Annotated in this window: 20 protein-coding genes; 14 read left to right on the top strand and 6 right to left on the bottom strand. The window is 64.5% G+C overall.

Annotated features, from left to right (window positions below; genetic code table 11):
- The 5 genes from AC1DS3_RS18105 to AC1DS3_RS18085 all read right to left on the bottom strand — a co-directional run.
- A partial coding sequence (locus tag AC1DS3_RS18105; RefSeq protein WP_477127646.1) for a hypothetical protein occupies positions 1-208 on the bottom strand: 208 nt, incomplete at its 3' end.
- A gap of 141 nt (positions 209-349) precedes the next feature.
- Entirely contained in the window at positions 350-916 is a 567-nt protein-coding gene (locus AC1DS3_RS18100) for a DUF6882 domain-containing protein (protein WP_441631944.1), read from the bottom strand.
- Positions 917-1,136: 220 nt separating this feature from the next.
- Positions 1,137-1,553: a hypothetical protein gene (locus AC1DS3_RS18095; RefSeq protein WP_441631942.1), complete on the bottom strand. Its 417-nt coding sequence runs from the start codon at positions 1,551-1,553 to the stop codon at positions 1,137-1,139.
- A 145-nt stretch (positions 1,554-1,698) separates the two neighbouring features.
- Entirely contained in the window at positions 1,699-2,226 is a 528-nt protein-coding gene (locus AC1DS3_RS18090) for a P-loop nucleotide/nucleoside kinase family protein (RefSeq protein ID WP_477127645.1), read from the bottom strand.
- 77 nt (positions 2,227-2,303) lie between these two features.
- Positions 2,304-3,212, bottom strand: a complete 909-nt coding sequence (locus AC1DS3_RS18085) for a LysR substrate-binding domain-containing protein (RefSeq protein WP_477127647.1) — start codon at positions 3,210-3,212, stop codon at positions 2,304-2,306.
- 174 nt (positions 3,213-3,386) lie between these two features.
- Here AC1DS3_RS18085 and AC1DS3_RS18080 point away from each other — a divergent pair, with 174 nt between their 5' ends.
- The 4 genes from AC1DS3_RS18080 (at position 3,387) to AC1DS3_RS18065 (ending at position 8,245) form a co-directional block, all read left to right on the top strand.
- Positions 3,387-4,376, top strand: a complete 990-nt coding sequence (locus tag AC1DS3_RS18080; protein WP_477109355.1) for an SLAC1 anion channel family protein — start codon at positions 3,387-3,389, stop codon at positions 4,374-4,376.
- A 13-nt stretch (positions 4,377-4,389) separates the two neighbouring features.
- Positions 4,390-4,971: a G/U mismatch-specific DNA glycosylase gene (gene mug / locus AC1DS3_RS18075; RefSeq protein WP_441631936.1), complete on the top strand. Its 582-nt coding sequence runs from the start codon at positions 4,390-4,392 to the stop codon at positions 4,969-4,971.
- A gap of 233 nt (positions 4,972-5,204) precedes the next feature.
- On the top strand, positions 5,205-6,713 hold the full coding sequence (locus AC1DS3_RS18070) for an AMP-binding protein (protein WP_441631934.1): 1,509 nt from the start codon (positions 5,205-5,207) through the stop codon (positions 6,711-6,713).
- A 110-nt stretch (positions 6,714-6,823) separates the two neighbouring features.
- The gene (locus AC1DS3_RS18065; protein WP_477127644.1) at positions 6,824-8,245 is read left to right on the top strand and encodes a carotenoid oxygenase family protein; all 1,422 of its coding nucleotides are present in this window, start codon (positions 6,824-6,826) and stop codon (positions 8,243-8,245) included.
- A gap of 28 nt (positions 8,246-8,273) precedes the next feature.
- Here the strand turns inward: AC1DS3_RS18065 and AC1DS3_RS18060 are convergent, their stop codons facing one another.
- Positions 8,274-9,011 carry a TetR/AcrR family transcriptional regulator gene (locus AC1DS3_RS18060; protein ID WP_441631930.1) on the bottom strand — a complete coding sequence of 246 codons (738 nt, stop codon included), beginning with the start codon at positions 9,009-9,011 and terminating at the stop codon, positions 8,274-8,276.
- A gap of 431 nt (positions 9,012-9,442) precedes the next feature.
- On the opposite strand from AC1DS3_RS18060, the gene AC1DS3_RS18055 reads away from it, so the two are divergent.
- From AC1DS3_RS18055 to AC1DS3_RS18010, 10 genes are all read left to right on the top strand, one after another.
- The gene (locus AC1DS3_RS18055) at positions 9,443-10,714 is read left to right on the top strand and encodes an MFS transporter (RefSeq protein WP_441631928.1); all 1,272 of its coding nucleotides are present in this window, start codon (positions 9,443-9,445) and stop codon (positions 10,712-10,714) included.
- A 65-nt stretch (positions 10,715-10,779) separates the two neighbouring features.
- Positions 10,780-11,628, top strand: a complete 849-nt coding sequence (locus AC1DS3_RS18050; RefSeq protein ID WP_441631926.1) for a dihydroorotate dehydrogenase electron transfer subunit — start codon at positions 10,780-10,782, stop codon at positions 11,626-11,628.
- Positions 11,621-12,571 carry a dihydroorotate dehydrogenase gene (locus tag AC1DS3_RS18045; protein WP_477127643.1) on the top strand — a complete coding sequence of 317 codons (951 nt, stop codon included), beginning with the start codon at positions 11,621-11,623 and terminating at the stop codon, positions 12,569-12,571. The genes AC1DS3_RS18050 and AC1DS3_RS18045 overlap by 8 nt, the downstream gene beginning before the upstream one ends.
- Before the next feature lie 73 nt (positions 12,572-12,644).
- Positions 12,645-13,898, top strand: coding sequence for a hydantoinase/carbamoylase family amidase (locus AC1DS3_RS18040; RefSeq protein WP_441631922.1), 1,254 nt, complete (start codon positions 12,645-12,647; stop codon positions 13,896-13,898).
- A gap of 64 nt (positions 13,899-13,962) precedes the next feature.
- Complete coding sequence (locus tag AC1DS3_RS18035) at positions 13,963-14,676, top strand: orotate phosphoribosyltransferase (protein ID WP_477127642.1); 714 nt, start codon at positions 13,963-13,965, stop codon at positions 14,674-14,676.
- Positions 14,677-14,939: 263 nt separating this feature from the next.
- On the top strand, positions 14,940-16,118 hold the full coding sequence (locus tag AC1DS3_RS18030; RefSeq protein ID WP_477127641.1) for a sigma-54-dependent Fis family transcriptional regulator: 1,179 nt from the start codon (positions 14,940-14,942) through the stop codon (positions 16,116-16,118).
- The gene (locus tag AC1DS3_RS18025; protein ID WP_441631916.1) at positions 16,073-16,978 is read left to right on the top strand and encodes a sigma-54-dependent Fis family transcriptional regulator; all 906 of its coding nucleotides are present in this window, start codon (positions 16,073-16,075) and stop codon (positions 16,976-16,978) included. Before AC1DS3_RS18030 ends, AC1DS3_RS18025 begins: the two co-directional genes overlap by 46 nt.
- 346 nt (positions 16,979-17,324) lie before the next feature.
- Positions 17,325-18,398, top strand: a complete 1,074-nt coding sequence (locus tag AC1DS3_RS18020; RefSeq protein WP_477109362.1) for a 2,3-butanediol dehydrogenase — start codon at positions 17,325-17,327, stop codon at positions 18,396-18,398.
- A 168-nt stretch (positions 18,399-18,566) separates the two neighbouring features.
- Positions 18,567-19,715 carry a hypothetical protein gene (locus AC1DS3_RS18015; protein WP_441631915.1) on the top strand — a complete coding sequence of 383 codons (1,149 nt, stop codon included), beginning with the start codon at positions 18,567-18,569 and terminating at the stop codon, positions 19,713-19,715.
- A 314-nt stretch (positions 19,716-20,029) separates the two neighbouring features.
- Entirely contained in the window at positions 20,030-21,058 is a 1,029-nt protein-coding gene (locus AC1DS3_RS18010) for a thiamine pyrophosphate-dependent dehydrogenase E1 component subunit alpha (RefSeq protein ID WP_477127640.1), read from the top strand.
- The last annotated feature ends 136 nt before the right edge of the window (positions 21,059-21,194 follow it).

Below are 21,194 nucleotides of genomic sequence, written 5' to 3'. Positions count from 1 at the left end.
CTATGAAGCATACCGAGCCATCACCGCACACAGCGCCCCCTGTCCGCCGATCAAACTGAAAGCGATATTGAGTTGTTACTGTCCGGGCGTAGATGATGGCTTCGTCAATCCGAGTGGCGAAGCAAATTAAKCTGGCTCCATTCGGGCTTTCGGCATGAAAGATATCGCCCACATCAAGCTTTTGGAGGAGGGTTTCTCGTTCAGTCATCGCTCGATCTCCTGAGGCCTGATGTCGCTTTGCACTTTCCCCGACACGCTACCAGGAGCTCGCCGGCTTGTACGTGCGTTGGAGAACACAGGAAATCGGTCGACGGTTGCGGCCCGTAGCATGCCGCGCTGGCCCAATACACTAGGCGACGTGTGTAGTCGCCTTCGGAAGCGGGATCGTCACGGTGCCATAAGTCATGAACACCCGCGCCGAGCCAGACGGGCCGCTATAGCCGCCCTGCCCACCGCCGAGGTGGCAGGCGAGCGCGGTGAATTCCCAGGCATCGTCTATCGACGCGGCGATCTTGCGGGTGGTTAGCCTCTCCAGCCCATATTGCTGACCAAAGTCTCGCACGCGTCGGGCGTGCTCGCCAAGCGCCTCAGGTACCGAAGGGTGATCCCAGCCCCATAGCCAGGTGCCGTCTTCGGTATCGTAGGTGCCAACCACCTGCACCGGCGAGGTCACCACCAGCCCTTTTTCGGCATTGGTGAAGATGATCGTCCCAGCGTCGAGATCGGCATTCCACGAGGCGGTGTCGAGGCCCCACATGCCGATCGCGGCTTGCGTGCGCATCCGCATTTCGTTATTCGCGCGCGCAATGGTGAGGTCTGGTTCGGGAAGAGTCGCTGCGTCGCCGTGGTCACCGTCACTGTCCCTCCCAGGGCCTTTATCACCACCGCCAAACAGCTTCTTCAGAAAACTAGCCATCCGTATCCTCCATTTTTCAAACGAATTTTTTGCAAACACATACCGTCGATTCTAGGGGTGACCGATTCCATCAAGCTGTTGCATCAACCGGTCGAATCCGCAGCCGAACCCGGAAGTTCATCGCCGGCCAACGCTTGATCGCCCCGACTCAGCTCCAAAATTCCGTAGTCGACCCGAAGCGGAAGTAGCCGTTTTCCGAAACCAGTCATTCAGGGCGGAGTTATTTTTTGTCGCCGGTGGCATTCGCCTCGTCGGATGTTGGATAAGCAGCAACACTCAGATTGATCCCCAGAGAGCATAGCAATGACAGGTCTGCGACCGTAAGGTCAACGAAAGCGACAAATTGCACTGAATCGCCAACGGTCACACCGATTGCCAATTCAGAGGACAAGTTGGTTCCCGAGAATGCGAGTCCGAGGACCTTGCACTCAGCCAAGAATTGCCTGATAGAGGCAACCATCTCACCGGGGTTATCAGAGTCGGCGAGAGTTAAACCAAAACCCGACAGCGTATGTGTTCCACCACGGCGCTTCGGTTCACCTTTCTTCCATGTGTTGTCAAAGTTGCGCCCAAGCGCGTCGCACAAAAGAGCCAGTGTTTCGTCGTCGCCTTCAACTCGTAACGTTGCGAGGTTCATGTTTCGGGAGCGTAGTCATGTTAGCCAGAGCGAGATGGCAATCTACCGGCGGGCCGCCTTGGTACCATATGGTTCGCATATGGTACCAATTGGAATTGTCGTCGATTCGGCTAGTGATGTCGAATGACCGAAAGTAGCTGCGGATTCAACCGGCCAATCGACGCTTTGGAAGTGACATCGAAAGACGATGAGTGATAGTTTCAACGGCCTGTTCAACTGAAACGTTAGCTGTGTCGACTACCAGATGGTCTGATTCCCATGCGTCATATTGACGTTCGAGCACGCTCTGCCATGTCGGCAGCTTGTGGCCTGGGATATCTGCATGTCGCCMCTCGACCCTCAGACGGTGCGCCGTTGTATCAGAACAAATCAGCTCAACCTCGAAGAGGCGCACCCCTGCTTCGAGCGCCACGTTTCTCCAGGAGCTACGCGTCACATGCAACGAATTGACCGAGTCCGCGACGACGGTCATTCCAAGGCGTAAATTATCTTTTGCAACGGCATATCCGGCCAGATAGCCGGCAGGTCCGATATCGGCCCCGTCGCTCCCGCCCGCAATAAATGCCCATTCCAACGTATCAATACGCAGATATACCGCGGCGAGCTTGCGCGCAAGTGCTTGCGCTACCGTTGTTTTTCCGGTGCCCGGTAGTCCTCCGAAGGCAATCAACATTTTCGACGCTCCCTCTATTCGAATCTCGGCTGATTGTCGCGGATTTCTGCGACGTTCGCACCCTCCACATGTAAACGTCAGACTTCCACCTCCACCACCCGAGCCTTCAGGCGCGGCGCGGCGAAATCAAGAAAAGCGCGCAACTTCAGCGGCAGGATGCCCTGTCCGGTGTGGACAAGGCTGATTGGCCACGGTGCCGGCTCGAACGGTGCTAGCACGATCTTGAGCGCGCCGGCGCGCAACGCGCTCGCCATCTGATAGGACACCACGCGCGTGATCCCGACGCCGGCCACCGCCGCATCGACCGCGGCTTCGGCCGTGCTGACGGCAAGCCGCGAACGGACGGGCACCGCGATCTCCGATTTGCCCGACATGAAGGTCCAAACCTGCCTGGATGTCATGCGTTCGAACGTAATGCATGCATGCGCGGTGAGTTCGAGCGGGCTCGTCGGCACGCCGTGTTCAGCGAAGTAGGCTGGGCTTGCGCACACCACCCGGCGCACTGTGCCGATCCGCGCCGCGACGAAACTGCTGTCGGGCAGTTCGGCAACCCGCAATGCGACATCGACGTGCTCTTCAAGAAGTGGCACCACGCGGTMGGTCAGCACCATCCGTACATCGATGTCCGGATAAGTCTTGAGGAAATCCGCGACCACGGGCAAAACGTGCAGGCGCCCGAAGACGAGGGGTGCGGTGATGACGATCTCGCCTTTGGGCGCCGCATATTCCCCCGACGCCGCGCGCTCCGCTTCCCCCACTTCCTCGAGAATGCGCCGGCATGCGGCGACGTACGCTTGCCCGGCTTCGGTGAGGGAAAGCTGTCGGGTGGAGCGGTGCAGGAGTCGGGTTTTCAGGTGCGACTCCAGGTCTGCGACCTTGCGGCTCACCGTTGCGAGCGGAATCTTGAGCTGGCGCGCCGCAGCAGAAAAACTGCCTGCTTCGACCACAGCCACCAGGATCGACATGGATTCGAAGCGATCAGCCATGTTCTCGGTTTTTGGGAGGATGATTTCCAATAATGGCAGATTATCTTTATGCGTGGAAGAGAATAGTATCGCCTGCACCTCCCCGACAAACGAGGCGGCGAGCGATTTGAGGCTTCTCGATTGGCTGCTCTGGGCCGCCACGTCTCAGGTCCCCAAAAATCTGGAGAATGTGCTGTGTCAACGCTTTCGAGCCCCCATCCGCAGTCCTTGCGAACAACCGCTTCCATCAGAAATCTGCCCGTCAACCTGTTTGCGTCGGTAATGGGCCTTGCCGGACTGTCCATCGCGTGGCGCCAGGCCAGCCACGAATTTGGGGTAAGTCCGCTGATCTCCGAAGCCGCCGGTATCCTTGCCCTGGTGGTATTCGTCGTGCTGGGCGCGGGCTATCTCGTCAAGGCAGTCAAACATCCTGAGGCGGTCGTCGCCGAGTACCAACATCCCGTCGCCGGCAATTTCTTCGGCACGATCACGATCGCCATCCTGCTGCTTTCCTCGGTCGTTGCGCAACGGAGCCAGACGCTTGCCGAAGTCATGTGGACGGTGGGTACCATTTTCACGCTTGCGCTCTGTTTCGCGATTGCGGGCCGGCTGCTGCGTGGAAAGATTGATGCTGCGCACGCTGTTCCCGCCTGGTTTATCCCGGGTGTGGCCACGTTGGATATCGCCGTTGCCGGCGGAACCATGCCAATGCCGTGGGCGCATGAAGTCAACCTGTTCGCGCTGGCCGTGGGAACGATGATTGCCCTCTTGTTCTTTACGATGATCATGTCGCGAATGATTCACCACGAGCCGCTGCCCGCCGGCATGGTCCCTTCGCTGCTGATCCTGATGGCGCCGTTCGAAGTGGGCTTTCTTGCCTACACCAACTTTACGCAGCAGGTCGACACTTTCTCCGGGTTGCTGTTCTACTTCGGTCTTTTCGTATTCCTCACACTGGCACCCAAGGTGTTTCGCAGGGGAATTCCGTTCGCTTCCGGTTGGTGGGCGATCAGCTTTCCGATGGCAGCGCTGGCGATTGCCTCGCTGAAATACGCGACGTTCATCCAGGCCTGGCCCGTGAAGGCGATTGCCATCATCCTGCTCGCCATGCTGACCATCGCGATTGCGGTGCTCTTTGTCAAAACGCTGCACATTCTCCTTAACGGTAAGCTGCTCGGCGGTTGAAACGGCGAACGAAATGACCGAAGTTCAGAAGCTGCGCATATTCTCCGACCCGACAGGCGGCGCACCATCGCCACCACTACCGGACGTGCTATCGGAAGGTTTGGCAGTCGTTTTTTGTGGAATCAACCCCGGCATGAGAGCGGCGGCAACCGGCCACCACTTCGAAGGCAATGGCAACCGCTTCTGGCGAGTCCTACATCTGGCCGGTTTCACGCCAGCGCCGATGCGCCCCGAAAACGACCGGGACCTGCTCACCCATCGGTGCGGTTTGACTACAGCCGTTGGCCGGCCTACCGTACGGGCCGATCAGCTTTCACCGCATGAATTCCACGCATCGACTTCGGCGTTACTGAAGAAAATCGAACTTCATCGCCCCACCTATATCGCCTTCCTGGGGAAGACCGCATACGCGGCCATTTCAGGTCAGCGGCACGTGTTATGGGGACGCCAGAACGCTATGTTCGGCGGGTCGACAGCGTGGATCCTTCCGAATCCGAGCGGATTGAACCGCTCGTTCAGCCTCGATGACCTCGTTGGGGCGTATAGAGCGTTGTACCTTGCGTATGCCTCGCCGAAAGCCTCGTTTGGGCAATAGACTGCAAAACACAGGACGTTGGAAAACGTCGGGGTCGCGATGGCCGTCTCGCCCCCCTGGTTCCCAGCCCCGCGGCCCCCCGCGTGCCGCCATCTGCCGTCTCCCGCCACTCGCGTAAAACCTCCTTGCAACGTCATGATTCGCCTGCTAGAGTCCACAACTGATCACTGCATAGTTAAAGAAGAATCGATCGTGCCGCCTGGCAGGCGCAACGACCAACGACAGGAGACACGATGGTTCCGGCACTATGGTTTGACGGGCGAGCGTACTCGGCCGACTGGATGAAGGGGGAGATCCAGCGCATTCTCGCTGGCCTGCACGATCTGCAATGCAAGGAGGGCGACACCATCGCCGCCATGCTGCGCAACAGCCCGGAGTACGTGGCGCTTGTGCTGGCCTGCCGCCAGGCGGGGCTRTACCTGGCATCGATCAACTGGCACTTCAAGGCGCTCGAAGCCAACCATATCCTGACCGACAGCGGCGCCCGCGTGCTGGTTGCCGATGCGGACCTGCTCGACCAGGTGCGCGAAGGCATCCCCACGGACGTGGGCGTCATCCTGGTCTCGCGCGACGCGGCGCCGCCGTCCAGCCCGCGGGCGCATCACTGGGCTGATTTCGGGGCGGGCCTGCCGGCCATGCCGCCGCGCACCGGCACCTCGCACGGGGCCATCGCCTATACCTCCGGCACCACCGGCAAGCCCAAAGGCGTGCGCCGCATTCCCGGCGCGCCCGAAGCCCGCGCTGCCATGGAGCAGCGGCTGCAGCGGGTCACCGACATCGTCTACGGCACCGGTGCGGACGTGACCGCCTACCTGTCCGCGCCGATCTACCACAGCGCGGCCATGGCCTACCTCTCGCACTTCTGCAACCTGGGCGCCACGCTGGTGCTGGAGCCGCGCTTCGATGCGCAGCGCACGCTTGCGCTGCTCGCGCGCCACAAGGTCACGCATGCCTACCTGGTGCCGACCATGTACCAGCGCCTGCTGGCCTTGCCGCCTGAAGCGCGCACGGGGCATGACCTGTCCGCGCTGCGCCAGGTGGCGTCGACCGGCTCGCCCTGCCCCGTTCCCATCAAGCAAGCCATGATCGCGTGGTTCGGGCCTATCATCACGGAGGCCTACGGATCGAGCGAGGCGGGCTACACCACGTTCGCCGACTCGGCGAACTGGCTGCGCCATCCTGGCTCGGCGGGCAGCCCGCTTCCCGATGCCGAAATCCGCATCCTGGACGAGGACGGTAACGCGTTGCCGGCGCGGGAAATCGGCCTGATTTATGTGCGCCAGCGCGCCCTGCCCGACTTCACCTACATCAACCGGCCCGAAGCCCGCGCGGCCGTGGAGCGCGACGGGCTGATCACGCTGGGCGACATGGGCTACCTGGATGAGGACGGGTTCCTGCACATCTGCGACCGCAAGGCCGACATGGTCATCTCGGGCGGCGTGAACATCTATCCGGCGGAGATCGAGTCGGTGCTGCAGACCATGCCGGGCGTTGCGGACTGCGCGGTCTTCGGCATTCCCGATGCGGAGTTCGGCGAAGGCCTGGCCGCCGCGGTCCAGCCAAGCCCGGGGCACAGCCTGGAAGGCGTGCAGGTGCAAGCGTTCTTGCGCGAGCGTATTGCCAACTACAAGGTGCCGCGCATTGTCGAGATCCACGCGACTCTGCCACGAGAAGACACCGGCAAGATCTTCAAGCGCAAGCTGCGCGAGCCGCACTGGCAGGACCAGGCGCGCGCCATCTGACATAGGCCACCTGATCCCTGACGCCTGACTTAATCCGTTCCCACCAGCATCGTGACGATAACAAGCAAGTAAAAACCGCAAGAAAAACCAACCGATCGGAGACAGCAACCATGGCCATCGCCTTCCCCACCAACGAGCCCTATTTGTCCGGCTACTTCGCGCCGCTGCACGCCGAGTGCGACGCGCCCAACCTGCCGGTCACGGGCGAAGTGCCCGCCGGGCTGCGCGGCACCTATTACCGCAACGGGCCGAATCCGCAGTTCGCGCCGCGCGGCAAATATCATTGGTTCTCGGGCGATGGCATGCTGCACGCGTTTCATTTCGAGAAGGGCCGCGTGTCCTACCGCAACCGCTGGATCCGCACGCCGAAATGGGTCATGGAAAGCGAGAACGGCGAAGGCTTGTCGGGCTCGCTGGCAAGCCGGCACCTGACGGACCCCAGGCTGCTTGAGCTGAACTCCACCGTGGCCAATACCAACGTGGTCTGGCATGGCGGGCGCCTGCTGGCGCTGGAAGAAGCGCACGCGCCGTTTGAAGTCGACCCGGTATCGCTGGCGCCACGCGGCTACCAGACCTTCGATGAAAAACTCTCCGGGCCCATGACCGCGCACCCCAAGATCGACCCGGTCAACGGCGAAATGGTCTTCTTCGGCTATGGGGCCCGCGGCCCGTTCACGCCGGACCTGATGCTGCATGTGGCAGATAGCCAGGGCAAGCTGCTGCGCTCCGTGCATATCGTCGCGCCGTTCCCGAGCATGGTCCATGACTTCGTGGTGACACGCACCCACATCCTGTTTCCCATCTTCCCGCTGACGGGATCGATGGAGCGCGCCACCAACGGCCAGCCGGCCTATGCGTGGGAACCGGACAAAGGCACGCACATCGGCATCCTGCCGCGCGACGGCACCGCGGCGGACGTGCGCTGGTTTACCGGCGATCCGTGCTACGTCTTCCATCCGATGAACGCCTTCGACGCGCCGCACGGCGGCATCGTCTGCGACATGATGAAGTACGACGTGCCGCCGCTGTTCCCCGGGCCGGACGGACGCCCGCTCTCCAACGGCGCCCCCGTGGCCAGCCTGGTGCGCTGGACGTTCGACCTGGCGGGGAAATCCGGCTCGTACCGCGAGCAGCCGCTATGCGATACGCCGGGCGAGTTTCCGCGCCTGGACGAGCGCTTTGCCATGCTGCCCTACCGGCACGGCTACTACTGCAGCGGCGATATCTCCGCCTCCACCAAGGGCGACAGCCTGCGCAGCGGCCTGGCGCATATCGACCTGGCCACCGGGCAGGTCACGCAGTACCAGCCGCCGGCCGGCGACAAATGCGGCGAACCTGTATTTGTCCCGCGCCATGCCGATGCCGACGAGGGCGAMGGCTGGCTGCTGTCCGTGATCTGGCGCGCCGCGGAGAACCGCAGCGATATGGCCATCTTCAACGCGCAGGCGCTGGCGCAGGGCCCGGTGGCGCTGGTGCACCTGTCGCATCGCGTGCCCGCCGGCTTCCATGGCAACTGGCGTCCCGCCGACTGAGGCGGATGCATGCCGCCATGCACGCAGCTCAAGGTGCTGGTGGGCTGACCGGGCCAGCCCCCCCGGCCTGGCGCGGCGTTGCCGATCCCCGCAACGCCGCCAGGCAGAACTGCACGACAACATCGGCCATCTGCTCGGCCGTGGGCCTGTGCGTGGAGGCGACTGGCAGGCGGCGGCGGTCGATGGTCAGCGTGGCCAGGCCGTGGGTGGCGGCCCACACGGAGAACGCCAGTTGTTCTTCGCTGAGTTCGCCGACGCCTGGCGCTTGCAGTACTGGCCCGATGGCGCTGCGCAGCACCTGGAACGAGGCAGCGCCCGCCTCCTCCAGATCCGGATACTGCTCCCGGTCCGCGATCTCCGGCCCGAACATCAGGTGAAACCGCGCGGGGTGCGCCTGGGCGAACTCCACGTAGGCGAGCATGATCGCCCGCAGCCGGCCCTGCGCATCGGCAGGGTCGATGTTCTCCACGCTCTGGCGGCGATACGCCACCAGGTCGCGAAACGCCTGCGCCGCAATGGCGGCCAGCAGCCCGTTCCTGTCCTTGAAGTGATAGGCCGGCGCGCCCGGCGAGACGCCAGCCAGCTTGGCTGCCGTGCGCATGCTCATGCCCGCGATCCCCTCGGTATCGAGCAGATGGGTGCCCCACGCTATCAGCGAAGCGCGCAGGTCGCCATGGTGCCATTGCCCTTCCGGCTTGGTGGTTCCACCTTGGGACTGGCCCTGCTTTACCGGGGTGTCGCCGCGTGCTGTTGCTGGTTTTTTCATGGAAGCGGAGTTTATCAAATGCCCGCGCCGCGGCATGAATGCCCACGGTTTTCTCAATAATTAGACAATTGTGCCGTCACGGCTGCTACGGACCAGCGTGAGGTGCCCTCTGGCGGCGCCCGGGATGCCACCAGGCACCTAGAAATCCCTTGCAAACGCGATTTCTCACGCGTAATCTAAAAAAAAAGACATATGCCGAGTGGCAAAGGCTATCTGCAGCGTAGTACCTGCAGCCCGATCCATCCGGTTATTTTTTTCTCCATGCAGTCTATAAATCGAGACAGATTTCGGATTACCAGTGGTGTCCCGTAACCCGGGCCAGCCGGCAGCACCGGTAACCCGCGCAACAAGTGAACCCAAAGGCGCTACCCGTCGACGGCTCAGCCCGCCGGCCGGCGCACATGCTCAACAAAGGCACAGAGGAACGCCCCATGGAAGCCAACGCTCGCGCATCGGTCCCCACGTCCGACGCCCCGCCCCTACAACCCGACCGGGCCTCGCCCTACGCCTGGAAGGCGCTGGCCGGCTCGGCCATCGGCTACGCGATGGATGGGTTCGACCTGCTCATCCTCGGTTTCATGCTGCCCGCGATCAGCGTGGCGTTGAGCCTGAGCACCGGCCAGTCCGGTGCCCTGGTGACGTGGACGCTGATCGGCGCGGTTGCCGGCGGCATCCTCTTCGGCGCGCTGAGCGACCGTTACGGGCGGGTGCGCGTGCTCACCTGGACCATCGTGCTGTTTGCGGTCTTCACCGGCCTGTGCGCGTTCGCGCAGGGGTTCTGGGATTTGCTGGCCTACCGCACCATCGCCGGCATCGGCCTGGGCGGCGAGTTCGGCATCGGCATGGCGCTGGCTGCGGAAGCCTGGCCCGCCAGCAAGCGCGCGCGGGTGTCGTCGTACGTGGCGCTAGGCTGGCAGAGCGGCGTGCTGCTGGCGTCCTTGCTGACGCCGCTGCTGCTGCCGCATATCGGCTGGCGCGGCATGTTCCTGCTGGGCGTGGTGCCGGCGCTGGTGGCCTGGTTCGTGCGCAACCGGCTGCATGAGCCGGAAGTGTTCGTGCGCCATGCCGAGGCCCAGGACAAGACCCAGCACAAGAACAAGCCGAGCGCGTTCAAGCTGCTGGTGGCCGATGGCCGCACCACGCGGACCAGCCTTGGCATCGTGATCCTGTGCTCGGTCCAGAACTTTGGCTACTACGGCATCATGATCTGGCTGCCGACCTATTTGTCCAAAGCCCTGGGCTTCTCGCTGACCAAGTCCGCCATGTGGACCTCGGTCACCATCGTGGGGATGATGGTCGGCGTCTACGCGTTTGGCCAGCTGGCCGACCGCATCGGGCGCAAGCCCAGCTTCCTGATCTTCCAGGCGGGCGCGGTGGCGATGGTGATCGCGTATGCGCAGATGTCCGACCCGGTCACCATGCTCTGGGCCGGCGCGCTCATGGGCCTGTTCGTCAACGGCATGATCGGCGGCTACGGCGCGCTGATCTCGGAAGCCTATCCCACCGCGGCGCGCGCCACCGCGCAAAACGTCCTGTTCAACATCGGGCGTGGCGTGGGCGGCTTCGGGCCTATCGTGGTCGGGGCCCTTGCCGCAACCTATTCCTTCCAGGTGGCCATTGCCCTCTTGGCCAGCATCTACGTGCTGGACATGATCGCCACGATCTTCCTTATCCCYGAGCTCAAGGGTGTCGAGCTGGAATAAGCGGCTCGCACTGCATCGCCCCATACCGCATTGCATTAGTCATTAGCCAGGACTCAGGAGTCATCATGCCTGCAACCTTGTGCCACCCGGACAGCGCCGCCACGGTAGCTTCCTATCGCTGCCGCGTGGTCGAACATTCGTGGGTCAACCAGCGCTACAAGCACATCCGCCTCGAAGCGGACGCGCCCATTGCCAGGATCACGAAGCCCGGGCAGTTCTACCAGCTCCGCTGCCCCACCACCGACACGGAACAGCCGTTCCTGCTGCGCCCCATGAGCGTCTATGGCGCGGGGCCGGAGGATGGCCGCATCGAGTTCCTCTACAACGTGACCGGCGTGGGCACGCGCGCCATGGCCAGCCTGCCGGTGGATGGCCACATGGAGATCGTCGGCCCGCTCGGCAACACCTTCACCTTCAGGCCGGATTTCAGGCGGATCCTGGTGGTGGCGCGCGGCGTGGGCCTGGCCACCATGGCGCCGCTGATCCAGCAGGCGGCCGAAGCCGGCGTCGCCATTACCGCGGTCATGTCGGCCCGCACCCGCGCCGACCTGATGGAGCACGAGTTCCTGCGCGGGGCCAACGCCCAAGTGCATAGCGTGTTCGATGCCGATGGCTCCTCGTCGGTGCAGGCCATGGAAGTACGCATGCGCGGCCTGATCGGGCAGCAGCGGCCGGATGCGGTCTACACCTGCGGCTCGCACCGCTTGCTGATGCTGCTGCAGCGCGTGCTGGCCGACCATCCCGAGGTGGTGGGCGAAGTCGCCATGGAGCAGCGCATGGCCTGTGGCATGGGCGTGTGCCTGTCTTGCGTGCGGCTGTTCGATTGCGATGGCGACAAGCAATTCCTGCGGGTCTGCCGGGAAGGCCCGGTGTTTTCCATTCATGAAGTGGTTGGGGAGGTGGAGTTTGGCTGATCTCACCGTTCGGGTTGGCGACTTGACGCTGCGCAACCCGGTCATGCCCGCCTCCGGCTGCTTTGCCATCGAGTACCGCGAAGCGCTGGACCTCAACCAGCTTGGCGCCCTGGTGATCAAAAGCGTCTCCCCCACGTCCCGGGCCGGCAACCCCACGCCACGGGTAGCCGAGGCCTATGGCGGCATGCTGAACGCCATCGGCATCCCGAGCAAGGGGCTCGACTATTACCGCGAATGCGTGCTGCCGCCTTACACGCGTTACGACACGCCAGTGGTGGTGTCGATCTCCGCCGATACCGCGGAGGCGTTCGCCCTGGCGTGCGAACAGATGTCCTTGCCCGAGGTTGCCGCCATCGAGGCCAATATCTCGTGCCCCAACCTGGAAGCCGACGGCATGGCCTTTGCCATGCTGCCCGAGACTACCTACAAGGMGGTCTGCGCCATCCGCCAGCGCACGCGCCACCCCGTCTGGGTCAAGCTCACGCCAAACGCCAGCCACATCGCGGCCGTGGCCCGCGCGGCGGAAGACGCCGGCGCCAACGCCATCGTCATGGGCAACACGGTGCTGGGCATGGCCATCGACGTGCGTACCCGCAAGCCTAAGCTGGGCAACGTCATGGGCGGACTGTCCGGCCCGGCCATCAAGCCGATTGCCCTGCGGATGGTGCACCAGTGCTATCGCGCCGTGCGCATCCCCATCATCGGCTGTGGCGGCATCCAGAGCGCCGAGGATTGCGTCGAGTTCATGCTCGCCGGCGCCGCCGCCGTCCAGGTCGGCACGGCGTCCTTCCGGGACCCCGGCATCATGCAAAAGATCATCGACGGGCTGCAGGACTATTGCCAGGAAGCCGGCACCGAAGCGCTGCGCGACCTGGTGGGCCAGGTCCGGCTCGACCGGCACTTAAGCGACCGCTGGCTACGCTTCGCGCAGCAATCCGGCTGAGCGCCACCGGCATAAAGCCGCGCGCGCCGGCGCATGCCGCTGGCGCGTCACTGCAACGATCAACAAAAGTGTCATGGAAATTCTGGAACTCAAGCCGGTCGCCGAACAGCTCTTCAAGGACATACGCGAACTGTCGTCCGATGGCGTTGGCGTGACCCGCGACAGCTACGGCGCGGGCGAGACCGCGGCGGCCACCTACCTGCGGGACTTCGCGCTGCGCCACGGCCTGCAAGCGCAGGCCGACCGCGCCGCCAATCTCGTCTTCCGCCTGCCGCAAGCCGACGCGGGCGCGCCAGCTACGTGGGTCGGCTCCCACCTGGACTCCGTCCCGCAAGGCGGCAACTTCGACGGGCTGGCGGGGATCGTCGCCGGCCTGCTCTGCCAGCTCCGGCAAAAGCATACCGGCCGGCACTCGCGCGTGCCGCTCCAGGTGGTGGGCTTCCGGGGCGAGGAAAGTGCCTGGTTCGGCAAGGCGTACATGGGTTCTGGCGCGCTGCTGGGCAAGCTCAGCGCCGACGACCTGGCGCTGGCGCACCGGCATTCCGGCGAGTCGCTGGCGGCCTGCATGGCAGCCGCCGGCGCCGATGTCGAGGCGATCCGCGCGCAGGCGCCGCTGTTCGACAAAGCCAAGGTCCATGCCTACCTCGAGCTGCATATCGAGCAAGGCCCCGTGATGGTCGCGCGCGGCTTGCCGGTGGCGGTGGTGCCCGGCATCCGCGGCAATGTGCGGCACAACCGGATCCAGTGCATCGGCGAGGCCGGCCACTCCGGCGCGGTGCCACGGTGGCTGCGCAAGGACGCCATGTTTGCCGTGGCCGACCTGATCACGCGGCTGGACGAGCACTGGCGCGTGCTGCTGGAGCGCGGCATCGACCTGGTCGTCACCACCGGCGTGGTCAGCACCAGCCCGGAGGCGCATTCGATCTCCCGCATCCCCGGCATGGTGAACTTCAGCTTCGAGGCGCGCAGCAAGAGCGTGGAAACGCTGGAAGGCTTCTATCAACTGCTGCGCACGGAATGCAAGGCGATCTCGCGCGACCGCGGCGTGCGGTTCGAGTTCGACCGCCGCATCGAATCGGCCCCGGCCACCATGGACGGCAGGGTCTCCGAGCTGCTTGCGCAAGCATGCCGGCAACGTAACCTCCCGGTTGAGCCGGTGCCGAGCGGCGCCGGGCACGATGCATCGCTGTTTGCCAACGCCGGCATCCCCACCGGCATGCTCTTCGTGCGCAACGAGCACGGCTCGCACAACCCCGACGAGGCCATGGACATCGATGATTTCCTGCTTGGCGTGCAGGTGCTGGACGACACCATCGCGAGCCTCTGAGCCGCGGCCGAGCACAAACACTGAAGCACTGAAGCACTGAAACACTGGAGCACTGGAGCCCCGTATGTCTCAACCACGCCCTCAACCCGACCCGTCATTGCCGGTAGGCCAGGCCCTGCTGGATGCCGGCTGCGTGAAATTCCGCACGGACGAGCCGTTCCGGCTGCCCTCCGGCTGGGCCAGCCCGGTCTATATCGACTGCCGCCGGCTGATCTCGTTTCCGCTGCTGCGCAAGGCCCTGATCCAGCGCGGCTTGACGCTGCTGCGGGAACGCAACCGCATCGGCGGCATCGATGCCGTGGTCGGCGCCGAATCGAGCGRCATCGCGTTTGGCGCCTGGATGGCCGATGCGCTGGCGCTCCCGCTGCACTATGTGCGCAAGGAAGCCAAGGGGCTGGGGCCCGCCGCGCAGATCGAGGGGGCCGTCAACGCTGGCGACCGCGTGCTGCTGGTGGACGACATGATGGCCGCCGCGCGTTCCAAGCGGATCTTCTGCGAGGCGCTGGCCGCCGCCGGCGCCGTGGTGACGGACATCTTCGTGGTGTTCGACTACGGCACGTTCCTCACCGAGCGCATCCTCGCCCCCTGGCAGGCCAAGATCCATTCCCTCGCGAACTGGCAGGACGTTCTGCAGGCCGCGCGTGACAGCGGCAACGTGGACAGCCGCGGCATTGACGAGCTGCAGCGTTTTCTGGCCGACCCGGCCCGATGGTCGCGGGACCACGGCGGCATCGGGGCCGGCGAGACGGCAACGACGACATTGCCCTGTAAGGCGTAACGCGCGCCCAGGGTCTGGCTGCCGGATTCGTCGGCCCCAAGGAAGGCGCTGGAAGAGACTCGGGTCCCGCCTTGCGTAAGGTACGAAGCGCGTCCGGTGCGGTTCCCGTGCTGCACTGCAATGTGAGCGCTGGTTCGGGATGTGCTAAAAAGACGCGGCACGCAGACCAATGCCGCGTGATAGTGGCATGCAACGCGGCCGTGTCGACCCATCGAACGCTGACGCACCCTGCAATCGGAGTTACGCATGTTGAGAACGCTGGCATGACGCAATCATATGCACTGCAACACGCGCGACGCGTTTCATCCGTGGTCGACAATGCTGCATTCCATGAAGCTGCGGCGCAAGCGCGCCTGTTTCGCTCGTGGACCCGCTCGCTCAATACCTTTCAGCTGGATCCGGGAAATACGTCCGGTCCGCGCGTCATCAGTGCGACGGAACTGAAAGACAGGCGCAATCGCGCCGAGGCCCTGCTGCGCTTCTCGAGCCCGGTTGTGGAACGCTTGCACGGCGTCGTCGGCAAGGCGGGCTATTGCGTGCTGGTGGCCGATGCCGGCGGCGCCCTGATCGATTTTCGTGGGCAGGAAGACCGCCGCAAGGAATACCGGCAGCACGGCCTGTATCACGGCCGCTATTTCACGGAGGACGCCGAGGKAACCAGCGGGGTTGCCTGCGTGCTGGCCGACAAGGAACCCATCACCGTCCACACCGAGGATCACTTCAGGGCAGCGTTCACCTGCCTGACCTGTACCGCCGCGCCCATCATCTCGCCAGCCGGCGAACTCACCGGCGTGCTGGACGTATCGGCCGTGCGAAACAGTGAAAACCGGGACTCGCAGGAACTGATCTACGCCTGGGTGTGCCAGGCGGCGGAGATGATCGAGAACGCCTACCTGCTGCACGATACCGGCCACCTGTGGACCCTGTACCTGCACCGCAGCCAGGACTACCTGAGCCTGCACCCTGAACTGCTGATTGCGTTCGACGATGCCGGGAACATCGCATCGATGAACCGGCAGGCAAAAAGCATGCTGAGCACGCTATACACCGCGATCCCGGCGAACGTCCAGCATCTGTTCGATCTGAATGCCGGACAGGTCATCGACCTGAACAGCGGCCTGGAGATGTTCCCGTTGCGCCTGACCCGTGGCGGGGACCGCTTTTTCGCGAGACTGCGCCCCCCGCGCCAGGCCTTGCGCACGATATCGCTGTCGCCGGGACACCCGGCCACCGGCCGCGCCGAGCCCGCGGCCCCTGCCATCGCCAGTGATCGCCTGGTCACCGGCGACCCGCAGGTTTCGTCGCATCTGGCCCGCGCGCTCCAGATCATCGACCGGCGTATTCCCGTGCTGCTGCAGGGCGAGACGGGACGGGCAAGGAGGCATTCGCACTCGCCGTGCATCGCGGTTCACTGCGTGCGCCGCAGCCGTTTGTCGCCGTAAACTGCGCATCGATCCCGGAGACGCTGATCGAAAGCGAGCTATTCGGCTACGCGGAAGGCGCATTCACCGGCGCGAAGCGCAAGGGTCTCAAGGGAAAGATACTCCAGGCGCACGGAGGCACCTTGTTCCTGGACGAGATCGGCGACATGGCCTTGCCGCTGCAGACCAGGCTGCTGCGCGTGCTGGCTGAGAACGAGCTGGCACCGCTGGGCTCCGAGCAGTCGGTGCGGGTCGACATCAACCTCATCTGCGCGACCCACAGGGACCTTGCGCGCATGGTCTCCGAAGGCACCTTCCGGGAAGACCTCTACTATCGCCTGACCGGCGCCGTGTTCCGGCTGCCTCCCCTGCGCGATCGCAGCGACCTTGGCGAGCTCGTCGACTTCTTCCTGGCGGATGAAGCGCAGGCGCACGGCACCCGGTCCGCGCTGTCCGACGGGGCAATGGCGTGCATCCGCCGCTATCGCTGGCCCGGCAACGTACGGCAGCTGCGCATGGCGTTGCGGTACGCATGCGCGCTGGCCGCGGCCCGGGGCGTCATTGTTGCCGAAGATCTTCCCGACTATCTGCGCTGCCCGGCCGATGCCGCGCCAGCGGCGCCGGTGCCCGCGAGCCCGTCAGTTGCCGCGCAGGCATTCGACAGCGCCGGCCTGCGCCCGAGCGAGCTTCTCGAACGGGCGCGCATCGCGCAGATGCTCGCCTGCCACCACTGGCGCATCAAGGAAACCGCCAAGGCACTGGGCATGAGCCGCGCAACCATCTACCGCAAGATGGCCAGATACAACATTGTCTACCCGGGTTCGGCATCCTTGCCGGAATCGCCGCCCTTGTCCATGTCTCAGGCGGACGAGGCGGACTGAGGCACGTTGTCTCACCGGATCGAGTCAGGCCGTCTCACGCGGGCCACGCCGTAGCTTGCCGGGCCGTCGCCGGCGTCGTGCTGTATCGCAGCAATAAGCCCGCGCGGCCCACGCTTCACCCTGCCTGCGCCTGAGCCCTCCCCCCACGCTGCGCCGCAGCGCACACAGCACCTTCGCCATCCGCCCTCGTCCGCCGTCCGCTCTGGCACGGTTCATGCGATTTCCCTCCTGCACGAAGGCCACGCCATGCATTCATCCGCGGCACCCGCATGGCCCTTCGTCGATCCCCCACAACTACGATGGAGACACTACCGTGAGCAACGAAGGTTCGGTGCATCAGCCCAGCATGAAGGCCGCCGTATGGCGGGGTCGCCACGATGTCCGCGTCGAGGAGGTACGCGTCCCCGAAAAGCCCGCCGAAGGATGGGTAAAGATCCGTGTGCATTGGTGCGGCATCTGCGGATCGGACTTGCATGAATATGTCGCGGGCCCGGTCTTTATCCCGGTCGACCATCCGCACCCGCTCACCGGGCTGAAGGGGCAATGCATTCTCGGCCACGAGTTCAGCGGCGAGATCGCGGAACTGGGCGCAGGCGTGACCGGCTTCAAGGTCGGCGAGCGTGTCACCGCGGACGCCTGCCAGCATTGCGGAAAATGCTATTACTGCACCCATGGCCTGTACAACATCTGCGAGAGTCTCGCGTTCACCGGCCTGATGAACAACGGCGCATTCGCGGAATACGTCAACGTGCCGGCGGAGCTGCTCTACAAGCTGCCGGAGAACTTCCCCACGGAGGCGGGGGCGCTGATCGAACCGTTGGCGGTAGGGCTACATGCCGTGAAGAAAGCCGGCAACATCGTCGGCCAGACGGTTGTGGTGGTCGGCGCCGGCACCATCGGCCTGTGCACGATCATGTGTGCGAAGGCGGCCGGCGCRGGCCGCATTATCGCGCTCGAAATGTCGTCGGCGCGCAAGAAGAAGGCGTTGGAGGTTGGCGCCAACGTCGTCATCGATCCCAAGGAATGCGACGCGATCGCGGAGGTCAAGGCATTGACCGGCGGCTATGGCGCGGACGTGTCCTTCGAGTGCATCGGCAACAAGGCCACGACGAAGCTTGCCATCGACGTGATCCGCAAGGCCGGGAAATGCGTGATGGTGGGCATCTTCGAGGAGCCCAGCGCRTTCAATTTCTTCGAGATCGTATCGACGGAGAAGGAAATCATCGGATCGCTCGCCTATAACGGCGAATTCGCCGACGTGATCCGCTTTATCGCCGATGGCCGCATCGACGTGCAGCCGCTCATCACCGGGCGGATCTCCCTCGCCGACATTGTGTCGCAGGGCTTCGAGGAACTCGTCAACAACAAGGATGGCAACGTCAAGATCATCGTCCAGCCAGTTGCCAGCCTGGCGGCCTGACCGCTGGACAGCTTGACGGCTTGACGGCCGCTCATTCCAACGCGCCGCGTTGACCAACGCGGCCACCCTCCCATCCCACCGGCATGCGGGCCTCGCGCGATGCAGCGTCGCGCAGCGGCCAGCGCGCGCCTCGCGTGCCGGGCTTTCATCGTACTGGACATGCCGGTCATGGAACCCCTCAGCCCCAATATCGAAGCTCAAGACACACCAGCGCTCGCGCCTGCCGGATTCGCGCTGCGGCCATTGGCATTCTCCGTGGCCGTCTTCCTGATCGTGCACGGCATCAGCCTTGGCGTATGGCGCCTGTTCGCCGACCCCGCCCGGGCCGTCTGGAAATACGCCCCCCAGCCATTTGGCATGTACCTCTTCTGGGGCATCCTGGTGCTGGTCTTCATCGGCTTCAACTTCGGCATGGCCGGATTCTCGGCGCTGAAGCAGCCCGTGCGCGGCTGCGCCGCCACGGCCGTGACGCTGGCGCTCTCCTTCGCCGTGCCCGCCGCGCTGGTCCATGGCTACGGCGCACTGGATCCGGCATTCAGCGCCATCAACGGCGCCGGCTACGGCGCGGCCGGCCTGATCGTGCTGATCGGCTTCTACGGCTTCGGCATACTGGCGACGGGCATGGCCGGATGGCCATGGTCCGACAGCGGCCTGAGCCCCGCGGCTAGCGGCCTTGCTCAAATCGCCGCCGGCTGTTGCCTCACGGGCCTGGGCTATTTCCTGCTGATCTATCCCAGCGTATCGGCCGCCACCGCGCCGCATGCGATCCTGCTGCCGTTGCCGGTGGCGATCGGCTGGTTCTATTCCGTCATCGTGGCGTGGCTGACGACATTCCTGATCTTCGACAACTGGCCGTGGAACAGGCTGGCCCGGAAAAGCCACATGGCGCTCGCCGCGCTGGCCGGCAACTTCCTGCTGGGCACTGCGCTCTATGCCGTGCATCTGGCGTTGCTCAGATGGGTCCTCATTCCTCCCGGCGCCGTTGAAAAAATCGGCGCGATGCTTCCAAGCTGGCCTGCGCAGCTAGGCGTATGGATTGCCTTCTGGCTGATCTTCTGGGCCAACGTTGCCGGCAACTGGCCGACACGGTTCGGCGCAGGCACGAACCGGGCCATACGCGCTGCATCGTGCTGGGGTCTTGGACTGATCTCCTTTTTTGTCTATACGCGATGGTTTGCCGGCGCCGTGCTGCATGAAGCGGAGATCGTCCCCGGCTTTGGCGGCGATCCGCTTACCTGGGTCGACCTGCTCAACTACGTCATGCTGATCTACGCCGTCTATTTCGAGTTCTACGGTCTTTCGAGGAAGAACGGCTGATATCCCTTCCGCAAGGCTTGGCCGGTGCCCCGGCTCCCCGCGCGCCGTGCCTTGCCTTGCGGAAGAGGCGCCTGCGACGGCGACAGATGTCCCGCCCGATGCGACATCTGTCTCGCCGCCAGGCGCGACAACTGCCTGTTGCGGGCCCGGCGCCAGGCCGGCCCTCCTCACGCGTATGCGGCCTCCGGCAAGGCCTGGCGGGAAACCCCGGGGCCAGGCGCGGGGCTTCCCGCGCGCGCTGGCACCACTCTTGCAATTCAGGCTGGTCCGGCACCGCAGCCGGCCGCTGAAACGAAAGCAAGAGGAGACCCCGAATGGAACCCACCCCAAGCCATCTTCTGTGGATGTACGAGAAGATGATCGAGATCCGGCAATACGAAGAGACCATGGCCAAGGTCTACCTCGAAGGCAAGCTGCCGCCGAAGATCCAGAAAGGCCTGGCCTTCGACATCGGCGCCGGCCCGGTGCCGGGCGAGATGCATCTCGCGGCCGGGCAGGAGCCGGTGGCAGTGGGCGTATGCGCGCACTTGCGGCCGGAGGATACCGTGGTCGGCGCGCACCGCTCGCACCACTTCGCCATCGCCAAGGGCGTGCCGCTCGATGCCATGACCGCCGAGATGTTCGGCAAGGCCACCGGGCTCGGGCGCGGCAAGGGCGGCCACATGCACCTGTTCCATGCCGAAACCAAGTTCTCCTGCAGCGGCATCGTCGGCGCGAGTTCGCCGCAGGCCTGCGGCGCCGCATTGGCGGCGCGCAAGCTGGGCAAGGACTGGGTGGCCGTGTCCTTCTTCGGCGAAGGCGCAGCCAACCAGGGCTCGTTCCATGAATCGCTCAACCTGGCGGCACTGTGGAAGTTGCCGGTGGTGTTCGTCTGCGAGGACAACAAGTACGGCATCTCGGTGGAGAAGTCCGCCTCCACCTCGGTGCCTTCCAATGAMGTGCGCGCCGCCGGCTACGGCATGCCGGGCGTGCTGGTGGATCACAACGACGCTGTCGCGGTGTACCGCGCCGCCGGCGAGGCCGTGGCACGGGCGCGGCGCGGCGAAGGCCCCACGCTGATCGAAGTCAAGACCGACCGCTATCTCGGCCACTTCCAGGGCGACCCGGAAACCTACCGCCCGCGCGACGAAGCCAAGACCCTGCGCAGCGCCGATCCGATCCACGCCCTGGGCGCCACGCTGCGCGCCGGCGGCCTGCTCGACGACGCCGCCGAAGCCGCCTTGCGCCAGACCATCTCGGCCCGCATCGAGGCCGCTTACGAATTTGGCCGCAGCAGCCCCTACCCCGCGCCCGCGGAAGCGCTGCAACACGTCTTCGTCCAGCAAGACCTCGCACCAGCATAAACAGGAGACCAGCATGCAAACCGCACAAGGCGCGCCCCAGGGCGCGCGCACGCTCACCATGGCGCAGGCCATCGCCGAAGCCATCGGCCAGGAAATGGAGCGCGACTCGCGCGTCTTCGTGATGGGCGAGGATATC

The organism is Cupriavidus sp. 01L46 (genome assembly GCF_056399905.1).
Note: the sequence above shows the minus strand (reverse complement) of the source record. Positions and strands in the feature narration are given on the sequence as shown.